This window comes from Sphingomonas sanguinis NBRC 13937, assembly GCF_001591005.1.
GTDB classification, from domain to species: domain Bacteria; phylum Pseudomonadota; class Alphaproteobacteria; order Sphingomonadales; family Sphingomonadaceae; genus Sphingomonas; species Sphingomonas sanguinis.
In genome coordinates this window covers 1-13,917 of sequence record NZ_BCTY01000068.1, presented here as the reverse complement: position 1 = coordinate 13,917, position 13,917 = coordinate 1, and the positions used below count along the sequence as shown (strand labels likewise).

Annotated in this window: 15 protein-coding genes and 2 tRNA genes; 7 read left to right on the top strand and 10 right to left on the bottom strand. The window is 66.7% G+C overall.

Going from position 1 to position 13,917, the window contains the following annotated elements:
• Positions 1-46: 46 nt before the first annotated feature.
• Positions 47-122: transfer RNA gene (locus SSA01S_RS17480), tRNA-Ala, on the bottom strand.
• A gap of 86 nt (positions 123-208) precedes the next feature.
• The gene (locus tag SSA01S_RS17475) at positions 209-532 is read right to left on the bottom strand and encodes a TIGR02300 family protein (protein WP_058717749.1); all 324 of its coding nucleotides are present in this window, start codon (positions 530-532) and stop codon (positions 209-211) included.
• Between the two features lie 95 nt (positions 533-627).
• Between SSA01S_RS17475 and aroA the strand changes: the two genes are divergently transcribed.
• The 7 genes from aroA to SSA01S_RS17440 all read left to right on the top strand — a co-directional run bounded on the left by aroA (position 628) and on the right by SSA01S_RS17440 (position 7,177).
• Positions 628-1,959 carry a 3-phosphoshikimate 1-carboxyvinyltransferase gene (gene aroA, locus SSA01S_RS17470; RefSeq protein ID WP_061781415.1) on the top strand — a complete coding sequence of 444 codons (1,332 nt, stop codon included), beginning with the start codon at positions 628-630 and terminating at the stop codon, positions 1,957-1,959.
• The gene (cmk, locus tag SSA01S_RS17465) at positions 1,956-2,591 is read left to right on the top strand and encodes a (d)CMP kinase (protein WP_061781414.1); all 636 of its coding nucleotides are present in this window, start codon (positions 1,956-1,958) and stop codon (positions 2,589-2,591) included. The genes aroA and cmk overlap by 4 nt, the downstream gene beginning before the upstream one ends.
• 385 nt (positions 2,592-2,976) lie before the next feature.
• Positions 2,977-4,686 (top strand): 30S ribosomal protein S1, encoded by a 1,710-nt coding sequence (rpsA, locus tag SSA01S_RS17460; RefSeq protein WP_056439406.1) that lies wholly within the window; start codon positions 2,977-2,979, stop codon positions 4,684-4,686.
• A gap of 147 nt (positions 4,687-4,833) precedes the next feature.
• Positions 4,834-5,121, top strand: coding sequence for an integration host factor subunit beta (locus tag SSA01S_RS17455; protein ID WP_061781413.1), 288 nt, complete (start codon positions 4,834-4,836; stop codon positions 5,119-5,121).
• 111 nt (positions 5,122-5,232) lie between these two features.
• Positions 5,233-5,316: transfer RNA gene (locus SSA01S_RS17450), tRNA-Leu, on the top strand.
• 62 nt (positions 5,317-5,378) lie between these two features.
• Positions 5,379-6,752: an ABC transporter substrate-binding protein gene (locus SSA01S_RS17445; RefSeq protein WP_244885703.1), complete on the top strand. Its 1,374-nt coding sequence runs from the start codon at positions 5,379-5,381 to the stop codon at positions 6,750-6,752.
• 5 nt (positions 6,753-6,757) lie between these two features.
• Entirely contained in the window at positions 6,758-7,177 is a 420-nt protein-coding gene (locus SSA01S_RS17440; protein WP_061781412.1) for a DUF4112 domain-containing protein, read from the top strand.
• A 6-nt stretch (positions 7,178-7,183) separates the two neighbouring features.
• Here the strand turns inward: SSA01S_RS17440 and SSA01S_RS17435 are convergent, their stop codons facing one another.
• The 8 genes from SSA01S_RS17435 to SSA01S_RS17400 form a co-directional block, all read right to left on the bottom strand.
• Positions 7,184-7,891 (bottom strand): ribonuclease T2 family protein, encoded by a 708-nt coding sequence (locus SSA01S_RS17435; RefSeq protein WP_061781411.1) that lies wholly within the window; start codon positions 7,889-7,891, stop codon positions 7,184-7,186.
• A complete protein-coding gene (locus SSA01S_RS17430; protein ID WP_156477912.1) occupies positions 7,888-8,283 on the bottom strand; it encodes a hypothetical protein in 396 nt (131 codons plus the stop codon). Before SSA01S_RS17430 ends, SSA01S_RS17435 begins: the two co-directional genes overlap by 4 nt.
• A 27-nt stretch (positions 8,284-8,310) precedes the next feature.
• The gene (gene nadC / locus SSA01S_RS17425; RefSeq protein WP_061781409.1) at positions 8,311-9,159 is read right to left on the bottom strand and encodes a carboxylating nicotinate-nucleotide diphosphorylase; all 849 of its coding nucleotides are present in this window, start codon (positions 9,157-9,159) and stop codon (positions 8,311-8,313) included.
• On the bottom strand, positions 9,156-10,142 hold the full coding sequence (gene nadA / locus SSA01S_RS17420; RefSeq protein WP_058734386.1) for a quinolinate synthase NadA: 987 nt from the start codon (positions 10,140-10,142) through the stop codon (positions 9,156-9,158). Before nadA ends, nadC begins: the two co-directional genes overlap by 4 nt.
• Before the next feature lie 45 nt (positions 10,143-10,187).
• On the bottom strand, positions 10,188-10,925 hold the full coding sequence (locus SSA01S_RS17415) for a DUF4230 domain-containing protein (RefSeq protein WP_170171673.1): 738 nt from the start codon (positions 10,923-10,925) through the stop codon (positions 10,188-10,190).
• On the bottom strand, positions 10,907-11,767 hold the full coding sequence (locus tag SSA01S_RS17410; RefSeq protein ID WP_061781407.1) for an MBL fold metallo-hydrolase: 861 nt from the start codon (positions 11,765-11,767) through the stop codon (positions 10,907-10,909). The genes SSA01S_RS17415 and SSA01S_RS17410 overlap by 19 nt, the downstream gene beginning before the upstream one ends.
• Before the next feature lie 75 nt (positions 11,768-11,842).
• Positions 11,843-13,432, bottom strand: a complete 1,590-nt coding sequence (locus tag SSA01S_RS17405) for a M56 family metallopeptidase (protein ID WP_244885702.1) — start codon at positions 13,430-13,432, stop codon at positions 11,843-11,845.
• Positions 13,429-13,797: a BlaI/MecI/CopY family transcriptional regulator gene (locus SSA01S_RS17400; protein WP_058734383.1), complete on the bottom strand. Its 369-nt coding sequence runs from the start codon at positions 13,795-13,797 to the stop codon at positions 13,429-13,431. Before SSA01S_RS17400 ends, SSA01S_RS17405 begins: the two co-directional genes overlap by 4 nt.
• Positions 13,798-13,917: the final 120 nt, after the last annotated feature.

Sequence of the window (13,917 nt, the reverse complement as noted above, 5' to 3'; positions counted from 1 at the left end):
ATCGGCCCTACAGCGCATATCAGAGAATGCAGCCGTCACGGCGGAATGGTGGAGCCGAGGGGGATCGAACCCCTGACCTCTGCAATGCCATTGCAGCGCTCTCCCAGCTGAGCTACGGCCCCATTCCGCTGTGGAGGCAGCCCACTAGCGGGGCCGCCGGGGCTCGGCAAGCACTTTTTTCAAGCGCTCCCCGAGCCCGTCGGGCAACTCAGTGTTCGTCGTCCTCGCTGGACGTTTCCACGCCCAGATCGTCGTCGCCGCCCAGATCGACTTCATCGTCGGGCGAGGGCTCTTCGTCCTCACCGGTGATGTCCAGATCTTCGTCGTCGCCGCCCGCCAGATCGCTGTCGGCTTCCTTGTTCTCGGGCTTGTTCTGCTCAAACGGCAGAGGCTGCTTCGACTTCAGGATGGGCTCGGGCTCCCACTGCGTCCCGCAATTGATGCAGGTGACGGGGTCGTCCTTTTCGAGGTCGTAGAAACGCGTCGCGCATTTCGGGCACGTACGCTTCGTGCCCCATTCCGGCTTGATCATGCCGTTCATACCTTTCGGAATTGGGTTTTCCGCCGGAGCGAAAAGTGGGCGCGCCTTGCCACAGCGCAAGGCCCCTGTCAAAAGCCCGCGCCATCATGGCGCATCCCCTTCCCCAGCCTCGCACCGTGCGAGCCGCCGCCGCCCTTCGCGGTACCATCGCCGTTCCGGGCGACAAATCGATCAGCCACCGATCGCTGATGCTCTCCGCACTCGCGGTCGGCGAAAGCCGCGTCGAGGGCCTGCTGGAGGGCGAGGACGTGCTCGCCACCGCCGCCGCGATGCGCGCGATGGGCGCGGACATCGTCCGGCAGGATGACGGGGTGTGGGTGATCCACGGTGTCGGCGTCGGCGGCCTGCTCCAGCCCGAGACCGCACTCGACATGGGCAATTCGGGCACCTCGACAAGGCTTTTGATGGGTCTGGTCGCCAGCCATCCGATCACCGCGACCTTTATCGGTGACGCCTCGCTGTCCAAGCGCCCGATGGGCCGCGTCATCGAGCCGCTGTCGCAGATGGGCGCGCAGTTCCAGGATACGCCGGGCGGCCGCCTGCCCCTGATGGTCCGGGGCATCAACCCGGCGGTGCCGATCCGCTACACCCTGCCCGTCGCCTCGGCGCAGGTGAAGTCGGCGATCCTGCTGGCGGGTCTGAACACGCCGGGCGAAACCACGGTGATCGAGCCGATCGCGACCCGTGACCATAGCGAGCGGATGCTCGCGGGCTTCGGCGCAGAGCTGACCGTCACCCCCTCGCCCGAAGGCCGGGTCATCACGATTCGGGGCCAGGCCGAGTTGAAGCCGCAGAATATCGTCGTGCCGGGCGACCCCTCCTCGGCCGCCTTCTGGCTGGTCGCGGGTTCGATCGTACCGGGCGCGGACGTGACCATCACCAATGTCGGCATGAACCCGACTCGCACCGGCATCATCGAAGCGCTGAAGATGATGGGCGCCGATATCACCGAACTGGACGCGCGCATCGTCGGTGGCGAGCCGGTGGCGGATCTGCGCGTCCGTCACGCTTCCCTGTCGGCGATCGAGGTTCCGCCCGAGCTGACGCCAAGCATGATCGACGAATATCCCGTGCTGTTCGTCGCCGCGGCCTTCGCGACCGGCACGACCATCGCGCGCGGCGCGGAGGAACTGCGTGTCAAGGAGTCCGACCGCATCACTGCCATGGCGAATGCGCTCGGCGCTTGTGGCGTCCGTTGCGAGGAGTTCGAGGACGGCATGGCCGTCACCGGCACCGGCGGCGATCCGATCCCCGGCGGCGCGACCATCGCGACGTTGCTCGACCACCGCATTGCCATGAGCATGACCATCGCGGCGCTGAACGCTCGCGAGCCGATCACCCTGGACGATGCCGCGCCCGTCGCGACGAGCTACCCCATCTTCTTCGATACGTTGAAAAAGTTGGGAGCCATGGCATGATCATCGCGGTCGACGGCCCCGCCGCCAGCGGCAAGGGCACCATCGCCCGCGCGCTGGCCCGGCATTATGGTCTGCCGCATCTCGACACCGGCCTGCTCTACCGCGCGGTGGCAGCGACGGTGCGAGCGATGCACCTCGACCCGACGCGCGAAGCCGATGCCGTCGCGGCGTGCAGCTTCGACGACAGCCTGCTGGCCGATCCCACCTTGCGCGATGACGAGACGGGCAAGCTTGCCTCGGTCGTGTCGGCGCATCCGCTGGTTCGCGCGGCGCTACTCCAACGGCAGAAGCGCTTTGCCCAGCAGCCGGGCGGCGCGATCCTGGACGGGCGCGACATCGGCACGGTCATTGCGCCCGATGCGGACGCCAAGCTGTTCGTGAAGGCCAGTCCGCAAGTGCGCGCCCGGCGGCGGCATAACGAATTGGCGGCGAACGGTGCCGACGTCTCGTTCGAGCAGGTCCTGGCCGACATCCGCGCCCGCGACGAGCGCGACAGCGGCCGGGCGACGGCCCCCCTTACCCAGGCGGCGGATGCGGCGGCGCTGGACACCTCCAGCCTGACGATCGACGCGGCCGTGGCCCGCGCGATCCAGTTCGTCGACGCCCAGGTGGCAGCCAAAACGCGCTCCTGAAATTCCTCCCCAGCATGGGGAGGTGGCAGCGCTTCAGCGCTGACGGAGGGGGACCAGCGCCACGGGTCAAACCTATTGGCAAGCCCCCCTCCACCACCGCTTCGCGGCGGTCCCCCTCCCCGTGCCGGGGAGGAACACCCTCACCTTGCGCAAAACCCCGTTTTCGGCTAAGGGCACCCCGCTCGCGGACCCTGTTCCGCGGAGAGGCTGACGCGGGGTTTTGCCCCAGCGTCCTTTCCGCATTTGTCGCGGACCGCCGCTTTTCCGTGTTTCAGCATCATCTTCGGGCCTGGTGGCGTCGGCATGGGGTCGGCGCGGCCATCGTCGAAGGTTTCGGGAATCGCCCGAACCGGAGGCGGAAAACTATCAGGAACCTAACCCTTTTATGGCAACCAACCCCCAGCCCACGCGCGACGATTTCGCGGCGATGCTCGATGACATGTTCGGCGGTGCCGACAGCTTCGAGGGTCGCGTCGTGCATGGCACCGTCACCGCGATCGAAAACGACATGGCCGTCATCGACGTCGGTCTGAAGTCGGAAGGCCGTGTGCCCCTCCGCGAATTCGCTGCCCCCGGCCAGAAGGCCGACCTGAAGGTCGGTGACGAAGTCGAGGTCTATGTCGACCGCGTCGAGAACATGCACGGCGAAGCGATGCTCAGCCGCGATCGCGCCCGCCGCGAAGCCGCCTGGGACAAGCTGGAGCTCGAATTCTCGAAGTCGGCCCGCGTCGAAGGCGTGATCTTCGGCCGCGTGAAGGGTGGCTTCACCGTCGACCTGAACGGCGCCGTGGCGTTCCTGCCCGGTAGCCAAGTCGATATCCGCCCCGTCCGCGACGTCACCCCGCTGATGGACATCCCGCAGCCGTTCCAGATCCTGAAGATGGACCGCAAGCGCGGCAACATCGTCGTGTCGCGTCGCGCCGTTCTGGAAGAGACCCGCGCCGAGCAGCGTTCGGGCCTGATCCAGAGCCTGGCCGAGGGTCAGATCATCGACGGCGTCGTCAAGAACATCACCGACTATGGTGCGTTCGTTGACCTGGGCGGCATCGACGGCCTGCTGCACGTCACCGACCTGTCGTACAAGCGCGTCAATCATCCGTCGGAGATGATCGCGATCGGCGACACCGTGAAGGTGCAGATCATCCGCATCAACAAGGACACGCAGCGCATCTCGCTCGGCATGAAGCAGCTCGAGAGCGATCCGTGGGATGGCGCCGGCGCCAAGTACCCGGTCGGTGCGAAGCTGTCGGGCCGCGTCACGAACATCACCGAATATGGTGCGTTCGTCGAGCTGGAGCCGGGCATCGAAGGCCTGGTCCACGTGTCGGAAATGTCCTGGACCAAGAAGAACGTCCATCCGGGCAAGATCGTGTCGACCTCGCAGGAAGTCGATGTGGTTGTCCTCGAGGTCGATCAGGAAAAGCGCCGCATCTCGCTGGGCCTCAAGCAGGCTCAGGCCAATCCGTGGGAAGCGTTCGCCGCGGCCCATCCGATCGGTTCGACCGTCGAGGGCGAAGTCAAGAACGCGACCGAGTTCGGCCTGTTCATCGGCCTGGACAACGATGTCGACGGCATGGTCCACATGTCGGACATCGCCTGGGGCGTGTCGGGTGAGGATGCCCTCAACCTGCACCGCAAGGGCGAAGTCGTTCAGGCCGTGGTTCTGGACATCGACCCCGAGAAGGAGCGTATCTCGCTTGGCATGAAGCAGCTCGAGCGCGGCGGCCCGGTCGCCGGCGGCGTGGCTGCGGCTGGCGATCGCCTGAACAAGAACCAGGTCGTCACCGTGACCGTCCTCGAAGTCCGCGATGCGGGCCTCGAAGTCCAGGCGGGCGACGATGGTGCGACCGGCTTCATCAAGCGCACCGATCTGGGTCGCGACCGTGACGAGCAGCGCCCCGAGCGCTTCCAGGTCGGCCAGAAGTTCGACGCGATGGTCACCGGCTTCGACCGTTCGAAGAAGCCGACCTTCTCGGTCAAGGCGATGCAGATCGCCGAAGAGAAGCAGGCGGTGGCTCAGTACGGTTCGTCCGACTCGGGCGCGTCGCTGGGCGACATTCTGGGCGAAGCTCTGAAGGCTCGTACTCAGAAGTAAGTCACTGGATCGGGGCACGTTTTTTCGAAAACGTGTCCCGGTTTCGGCCATATCGGCACCCCCGATCATTTGATCGTATAATAAAATCACTTTCAGCAGCGAGAAACACAGGTTAGGAACGGCCCGTCTATAGCTTGGGACTAGACGATGATCCGTTCGGAACTGGTGCAAAAAATCGGTCAGCGTAACCCGGGTCTGAACCCGCGCGAAGTCGAGCTGATCGTCACGATATTCTTCGACGAAATCACCAAGCGTTTGGCCGACGACGGCCGAGTGGAATTGCGCGGTTTCGGTGCCTTTTCGACCCGCGCACGCGACGCCCGCACGGGCCGCAATCCCCGCACCGGCGAGACCGTCGATGTCAGCGCCAAGCGCGTTCCCTATTTCAAACCCGGCAAGGAAATGCGCGCCCGCTTGAACGTCGAAGGGGCCTGATCCTCTTCACCCCTGCCTGGCGATGGGCCATAAGGCGGCGGACGGCCAAGCCGCTTTATCACCGCTGGTCCCTTGACCTGGGCGGCAAGCTCGTCTCTTCCTGTGCCGTGCGCGGACGTGGCGAAACCGGTAGACGCTGCCGACTTAAAATCGGCTTCCTATGGAGTGCGGGTTCGAGTCCCGCCGTCCGCACCACCGCGCTCGGGCTTGCACTGCTCGCGACGACGGGATGTGATCGCCACGCCGACAAGGGCCCCGTGATCGTCAGCGCGGTTGAGCCGGTTGCCGACTCGGCCCCCGCGCCCCACACTACCCCCGGCGACGGGGATACGCCCCACCGGGTGATGCGTGATGCGTTGGCCCAGGGGCTGGTTCGTTTCGATGCCAATGGCCAGATCGAACCGGGGCTCGCCGAACGTTGGATCGTGATCGACGGCGGGGGCAGCTACATCTTCCGGTTGCGGGAGGCGAAGTGGAACGACGGTACGCCCGTCACCGCCGAACAGATCGTACCGATCCTGCGCCGCCTGGTATCGCCGCGTTCGGGCAATCCGCTGGCGCCCTTCCTGACCGCGATCGACGAGATCGTCGTGATGACGCCGCAGGTGATCGAGGTTCGCCTGTCGCGCCCTCGCCCCGACCTGCTGAAGCTGTTCGCACAGCCCGAAATGGCGATCATCAACGCCAAACATCGGGGGACCGGCCCCTTCCGCATCATCCGATCCGGCCCCCCGCCCCTGCTCCGTCCCATTCCCGACCTCCGCCGCGTCGATCCCGATGAAGCGGCGACGCCCAAGCCCGAGGATGATGTCCGCTTGATTGCCGAAAGCCCGGCGCGGGCCATCCTGCGCTTTGCACGCGGCGCGTCGGACCTGATGCTGGGCGGACGGTTCGAGACATGGCCACTGATCGACGCGGCGGGCGTCGGCTCGACCGCGATCCGGGTCGATCCGGCAGCGGGACTGTTCGGGCTGAGTATCGCCGAGCGCGATGGCTTCCTGGCCGATCCCGCCAATCGCCAAGCGCTGTCGGCCGCCTTCGACCGGGCGTCGATCCTGGCGGCCATCGCACCCAATTGGGACGCCACCGACCGGCTGCTGCCCGATGCGCTCGATTCGGATGCGCCGCCGCAAATTCCGGGCTGGGCCCTGCTGACCCTGGACGAGCGGCGGGCGGGCGCGCGGACCCGAGTCACGGCCTGGGGCAAACCGGTGCGACTGCGGGTTGCGCTTCCTCAGGGGCCCGGCGCGAACCTGCTTTACGGACAGATCGGCGCGACCCTGCTCGCCATCGGCATCACGCCCGAGCGAGTGGCGGAGGATGCCCCCGCCGACCTGCGGCTGATCGATGCGGTCGCGCCGTTCGACAGTGCGCGCTGGTATCTCGCCACCGCCTGCGCGCCCTGTGGTCCAGCGGCCCAGGCGGCGATCGAGCAGGCGCGCCTGGCCCCCACCCTTGCCACCCGCAGCGCGGCGATCGCGACGGCGGATGCGGCGGTCAATGCGGATACGCCCTTCATTCCACTCGCCCGGCCGCTGCGTTGGTCGCTCGTCAGCGGGCGGCTGCGGCAGTATCAAACCAACATCCGCGCCTGGCATCCATTGAACCGGTTGCGCGCCGACACCAATTGATCGGCATGGCAAACGCTACCCGTATCGACCCGACCAGCTTCGACGCGCTCCCGCTGGACAAGGGCATCGCCGCCAGCCGGCAGCGGATCGAGGCGATGGAGCGATTGCTGGAACGGGTCGTAATCCTGCCCGGGCTCAACCGTCCGATCGGCCTGGACGTCGTGCTGGGGCTGGTGCCCGTCATCGGTGACATCGCCGCCGCCGCGCTGGGCAGCTACATCATCTGGGAAGCGCGCAATCTGGGCATGTCGAAGTTCCAGATGCTGCGGATGATGGGCAATGTCGGGTTCGACGCGGTGCTGGGTTTCGTGCCGCTGATCGGCGATGCGGCGGACGTGCTGTTCCGGTCGAACATGCGCAACCTGCGGATCATCCGCAAGCATCTGGACAAGCATCACCCCTCCGGCGTCACGCTGGAGGGGTGAGCCCGTTCATCGACCGCCGCGCCAGATCTTCAACGGCGCGTTCGGGGCAAGGCCGCCCTGATGCACCGGACAGCGGGTGGGGCGGAACGCCTTGTTCAGGCAGATCCAGATTTCGTCCAGCCAGCCAGCCCGCGTCGCGGTGACGCGCATCATATCGGCCGTCATGCCGCGATTGCCCGCCGCAAACGCCGTCGCCAGATCACCTGCGGTTAGATCGTCGCGTCGCGACAGCGCCATCATGTCGGGATAGCGCAAACGGTCATACAGCGCATTGGACCGCTGGAAATAGCGCGCCGGGCTATAGCCGGGCATGCAGGTGCCGTGCTTGGACCATTCATGCTGGAGCAGCTGAGCCGAGGGAGTGGCGCAGATATGGCGGCGGACCACAGCCTGGGGAAGGATCGCGGTCGGGCGGCAATATTGCGGCCAGTCCTTGCCCACTCCGTCCGGCCAAAGGCCATGCAGGGTGAAGCCGAAGCGGTTGCCCGATCCGCACTGGAAGCTGCTGTCCCCCTTGGCGTCGCGGCAATATTGCGGACTCCAGGTGATGGCCAGCGTGTAGCTTCCGATCGGCAGGACGCGAGTCGGCTGGCTCTGGCTGGGCAGGTCGGGCCGGATGCTCTGCGGCCCGGCCGGCGCGGTGCATTGCAGCGTCTGTGCCGATGCCAGTTGCGGTGCGGCCAGTGCCGCCAGCCCGATCAGAAACGTCTTCATGCTTCATCCACCTCCGACATGGCGCGATACCAGGCGCGGGCATTGGGCCGCGCCAGCAAAACCGCCGCGACCAGCGAGGCCGCCGCCTGCACACTGGTCAGCACGCCGAACAGCCCTTCGGCCAGCGCACCGACCGACACCTGATACAGGAAACCGCCCAGGTTCATCACCGTCAGGACGATGAGGAAGATCAGGCCGCCCAGGCTGCCAAGCCGCGTGGTCATCAGCGTGGCGAGCGCGAACAGTCCGATCAACAGGCCATTGGCGATCACCGCGATGGCGACCCCGGCCTGGGCCACCGTATCGGACCAACCGATCGCCGCCAGCACCACCAGCAACAATATGGCGAGCAACGACACACGCTCACCCAGGATCACCGATTTCGGTCGCACGACCTGTTCCCCTTTGCGAACCACGGCTCAGGCCGCGGCGAAATCCAATCCGATATCGGCCGCCGGGGCCGACTGGGTCAAGCGGCCCACGCTGACATAGGTGACACCGGTCTCGGCCAGCGTGCGGATCGTGTCGAGCCGGACGCCGCCCGACGCCTCGGTCGGCACGCGGCCCGCGACCCGCGCGACTCCCTCGGCCAGCTTGGCCGGTCCCATATTGTCGAGCAGCAGATGAGTCGCCCCCGCCGCCAGTGCAGGCTCGATCTGGTCGAGTTCGTCGACCTCGACGATGATCCGCGCGATGCCCGCCGCCTTGGCTGCCGCGACCGCCGGGCCGATGCCGCCTGCGACCGCGACGTGATTGTCCTTGATCATCGCCGCATCCCACAGGCCCATGCGATGGTTCTGGGCGCCGCCCATGCGGGTGGCGTATTTCTCAAGCAGGCGCAGACCGGGAATCGTCTTGCGCGTATCGAGCAGCGTCGCCCCGGTGCCCTGGATCGCCGCGACATAAGCCGCCGTCATCGTCGCGATGCCCGACAAATGCTGGACGGTGTTCAGCGCGGACCGTTCGGCGGTCAGCATCGCGCGCGCCTTGCCCGACAGGCGAAGCAGATCGGTGCCCGCCGGAACGCTGGTGCCATCCTCGACCAGTCGCTCGATGACGACATCCGGGTCGAGATGCCGGAAGAACGCCTCGGCGATGGGCAGGCCGGCGACGGTGATCGCATCGCGGCTGGCCATGGTGCCGATGAAGCGCGCTTCCGCCGGGATGACCGCCGCCGAGGTGATGTCACCGCCCGGCCCCAAATCCTCGGCCAGCGTCGCGGTGACGAACGCGTCGAGATCGAAGCCTTCGATCACGCTTTCGGTCACGGACGCGGGCCCAGATCGCCCTTGCCGACCGTCCCGCTGGCGAGCGTCAGCATCGCGTCGAGGCTCTTCTTGGCCTGGAGTCGCAGCCCCTCCTCGATCTCGACACGCGGCGTCAGGTCGCGCAGCGCGAGGTAGAGCTTCTCCATGGTGTTCAGCGCCATGTACGGGCAGATATTGCAGTTGCAGTTGCCGTCCGCACCCGGTGCGCCGATGAAGGTCTTGCCCGGCATCGCCTTTTGCATCTGGTGGATGATGTGCGGCTCGGTCGCGACGATCAGCGTGTCGCTGGTGACGGTTTGCGCAAACTCCAGAATGCCGCGCGTCGAGCCGACATAATCGGCATGGTCGAGGATCACGGCCGGGCATTCGGGATGCGCGGCGATCGGCGCGTCCGGGTGCTGGGCGCGCAGCTTCAGCAGCTCGGTCTCGCTGAACGCCTCGTGCACGATGCACACGCCCGGCCACAGCAGCATATCGCGACCGGTCTTGCGGGCCAGATAGCCGCCCAGGTTGCGATCGGGGCCGAAGATGATCTTCTGGGCAGGGTCGATCTGCGCCAGGATCTGCTCCGCCGAGGACGACGTCACGATGATGTCGGACAGCGCCTTCACCTCGGTCGAACAGTTGATATAGGTCAGCGCGATGTGATCCGGGTGCTGGGCGCGGAACTCGGCGAACTGTTCGGGCGGACAACTGTCCTCCAGGCTACAGCCTGCGGCCATGTCGGGCAGCACGACGATCTTGTCGGGCGACAGGATCTTGGCCGTCTCCGCCATGAAGCGCACGCCGCAAAAGGCGATGACGTCGGCATCGGTCGCCTGCGCCTTGCGGCTGAGGTCCAGGCTGTCGCCGACGAAATCGGCCAGGTCCTGAATCTCGGGCTTCTGATAATAATGGGCGAGGATGACGGCGTTGCGTTCCTTGCGGAGCCGGTCGATCTCGGCACGCAGGTCGAGGCCCGTCAGATTCGTCTGGATGGTCATGGCATTCCCCCTAGGCGCACGCACGCGCGCCGACAATCATGGACATCAGCCCGTATTGCTCAGAACCTCTTGCACCGTGCGCGTCGTGTCCCAGCGTTCATCGTTGGACGGCTCGTCGGAGAAGCGGACCTTGACGTTCGCTTCCACGCCCGCCGCGCGCAGCGGCATGGCGAAGCTGCGCTCCACGGCGCGCCGGGTTGCATCGCGCGCCAGCTTCATCGGCGAGGGTGCGCGGGCCTGTCGCATCAATTCCACCTGCCCCGCCGTGCGATTGGCGGCGTCCAGCCGCTGCTCGGCATCGGTAAAGGTCGTCAGCACCCCGCCCGAGCCATATTCGCGGATTGCGGCCAAATCGACCTGGGGACCGTCGATTTCGACCGGCGGCAGCGTGACCGACAAAGTACGGGTGCCCGCGTCCCAGCGGACGTCCTTTTGCTGCAACTTGCCCAGATCGACCTCGTAGCGGACCATGCCCGGCATGATGAGTGTGCGTTCGGTCGAAAAGCCCAACTGCGACTGGCGCGAGGTGACGACCGCGACATAACGCGCAGCAAAGGCCGACAGCCGGTTCTGTTCGCGCAGTCCGTCCAGGCTGGCCCGTGCGATCGTTGTCGGATCGGGGGTCAGCCGGTCGGCGACATATCGCTCGATACCCCATACCACCAGCAGCCCGGCCAGCACCAGCAGGACCAGCGCGCCCGCCACCTTGGTCAGGAACAGGCCGACGCCGCCGCGCCGCTCGGTGGGAGGGGTCGGGGACGGATTCACGCCGCGCTCGTCCATGATACTCCTTCCTCGCGAACCAGGCCGCGTGTTCGCAGGTCGTAAAGATGCGCCAGCACCGATCGTTCCGCCGCCGGAATCAATTTGGGGTTGAGACCGACATACATGCGCGCGGTCATGGCACCGATGGTCAGGTCCTCGCCCTTGGCAAGCAGCCGCAAGATCTGGCCTTCGCGCTGCTTGCGATGGCCCAGCATCCCGCGCACCAGCCGCTGCGGATTGTCGACCGCCTCGCCATGCCCCGGATAGTAAACGCGGTCGTCGCGCTCCATCAGCTTTTCCAGGCTGGCCATATACGCACTCATATCGCCGTCGGGGGGCGAGACGATGCTGGTCGACCAGCCCATGACATGATCGCCGGAGAACAGCGCCCGCGTCTCAGGCAACGCGAAGGCCAGATGGTTGGAGGTGTGCCCCGGAGTCGCGATGGCGGTCAGCGTCCAGCCGTAACCCGACACGCCGTCCCCTTCAGCCAATACCTGGTCGGGGGCATAATCACGGTCGAAGGCCGCATCCGACTGGCCGCCTTCATAATCGGGTGCAAAGGCGGCCGCACCGACGATGGGGGCTCCGGTGATACGCGCCAGCGGGCGGCTGGCGGGGCTGTGGTCGCGGTGGTGATGGGTGATGATGATCGCGGTCACGGGCCGGCCGGCAATCGCGCGGGTCAGCGCGTCGAGATGGGCGGGATCGTCAGGACCGGGATCGATGACGGCGACATCGCGCTCACCGACCAAATGGGTCTGCGTCCCCGTGTAGGTAAACGCCGAAGGATTGGGAGCGAGCACGCGGGTGACCAGCGGCTCGAGCAGGATCGGGATGCCGGTCGGATGCTCAGCCATTGACGATTATGTGGGCAAGCCACCGCCAATAGGCAAGCCCCGCGCTCCGGCATAGGCGCGGGGCATGAACGGGCATCAATCCTGTCCGGGCTTGGCCATTTCGGCCTTCAGCTCGGCGGTCGCCTGCTCCAGACCGGCCAACGCCTCGCGGCGGGCCTCGTCGGACAGGTTGCGGTCCTGGGTAATCGTGGTCCGGGCCATGTCGATGCCCGCCATGGCGACCTTCATGTTGGTGTGCGCCGAACGCTGCGCCATTTGGGCCGACTTCGCCGCGTTCTGCGCCATCGCCTCGATCCGGTCGGTGCAGATCACGGTCACCATCGCGCCGCCGGGCCGGGTGGTCGTGAAGCTCGTCCGCGAGTCGCCACCGCCGACGCCGCACTTTTGCGAGCGGATATCGGGGATACGGATGGTCGTGACCTGTTCCTTGCCATCCGGCATGACGAAGCGGATGACCTTGGTATCACCGACACGCGTCATCGTGGCACGACGGGCGACAGGAAGCGGCGGGACCGGTGGCACGTCCGCGACCTGCGGTACTTCGGGCACCGATGGGACGGATGGCGTGGTCGCCGCGATCGCAGGCATGGGCATCGCGGCAGGTGCCGGAGTGGCCGGCACGCGCGGCACCGCGGGCACGGCCGGCTCGGTCTGTGCGACGGCGGGCAGGATGGCCGCCGTGCTGGTCAGGTCGACGCCGAGCGTCCGCTCGACCTTGCTGGTCAGCGCCGCCGCCGCCGGGGTGCCCGATGCGGTCGCGCCCAGTCCGGCCAGCACCAGCAGGGACACGGTCGCCCCGCCGACCGCCAGCTGACGACGCGATTTCGGAGAAGTGGTCAACATCTTCAGCCTCCCTTTCAGATCATCGATGGTGTGCAAATGACAGGCACCGGACAGGGCGCGGCCATGCGCGGCCTTCACGATGGCGCAGGCATAGACATGCCGGTCGGCGCGGCTGCGCCCCTTCAGCACACGGGCGTCGTTGGCCAGTTCCTGATCGGCACGGAACGCGTGGAAGGCGCGCCACGCCAGCGGGTTGAACCAGTGCAGCGCCAGTACGGCGAGCGCGATCCAGTTGGCGATCAGGTCGCCGCGGGCGTGGTGGCCCAGCTCATGCGCCAGCGCGAGGTCACGCTCATCGGCGTCGTAACGTTCGGCAAAATCGCGCGGGAAGGCGACGTAGCGATGCCAGATGCCGAAGGCGAGCGGCCCCGGCGCACCATCGCTGGCCACCACGCGCACGCCCTTCACCGCATCCAGCGGCTCGGCATCCGCCAGCAACCGCGTGCGGAAGCGCCAATGGCGGAACAGCTGAAAACCGAGGAACGCCGCCGCGCCGACGATCCAGAACAACGCCACGCCCTGCTCCACCATCGGCCAGATGCTGGGCGCATCCGGTGTGGCGGAGATCTGCGCGGTCATCGGCAGCACGACATAGGTGGCGAAGCGCTCACTCGCCGCCGCCAATGGCGGGGTCGCCTGCTCCGACAGCCCGCGCGGCAGCGGCGGCAGGATCAGGCGGAGCAGCGGCAAGGCCCAAAGCGCATAGGCGACCTGCGGCCCAAAGGCCTGGCGGACATGGCGGCGGGCCAGCAGGACCAGCGCCATGAGGAGGGTCGAGGCAATCATCGCCTCCACCACCCAGCCGAGTTGCGCGCCGCTCACGCCTTCAACTCCTTGAGCAGGGCCTCGATCTCGGAAATATCCTGTGCGGTCAGTTCGTCGCGCTCGGCCAGATGCGCGACCAGCGGGGTCAGGCGGCCGCCGAACAGCCGGTCGATCAGGCGGCGGGATTCACCCACGACATAATCGTCACGCGCGACCAGCGGGCGATACAGATAGCGCCGTCCCTGTTCCTCATGCCCGATGGCTTCCTTGGCGAGCAGGCGACCGAGCAGCGTCTTGACGGTGTTGGTGCTCCAGCCGCGTTCGGGATCGACCCGCTCGGCGACATCCTGCGCGGTCAGCGGGGCCTCGTCCCACAAGACCTCCATCACCGCATGTTCGGCATCGCTGATACGCTCGGCCATCGACTCGCCCTCTTATTGACTACATGCGTAATCCTATTCCGATTACAGGCGTAGTCAATGGGGTCGATCCATTCCTCCCCTGCAAGGGGAGGTGGCAGTTCGCAGGACTGACGGAGGGGT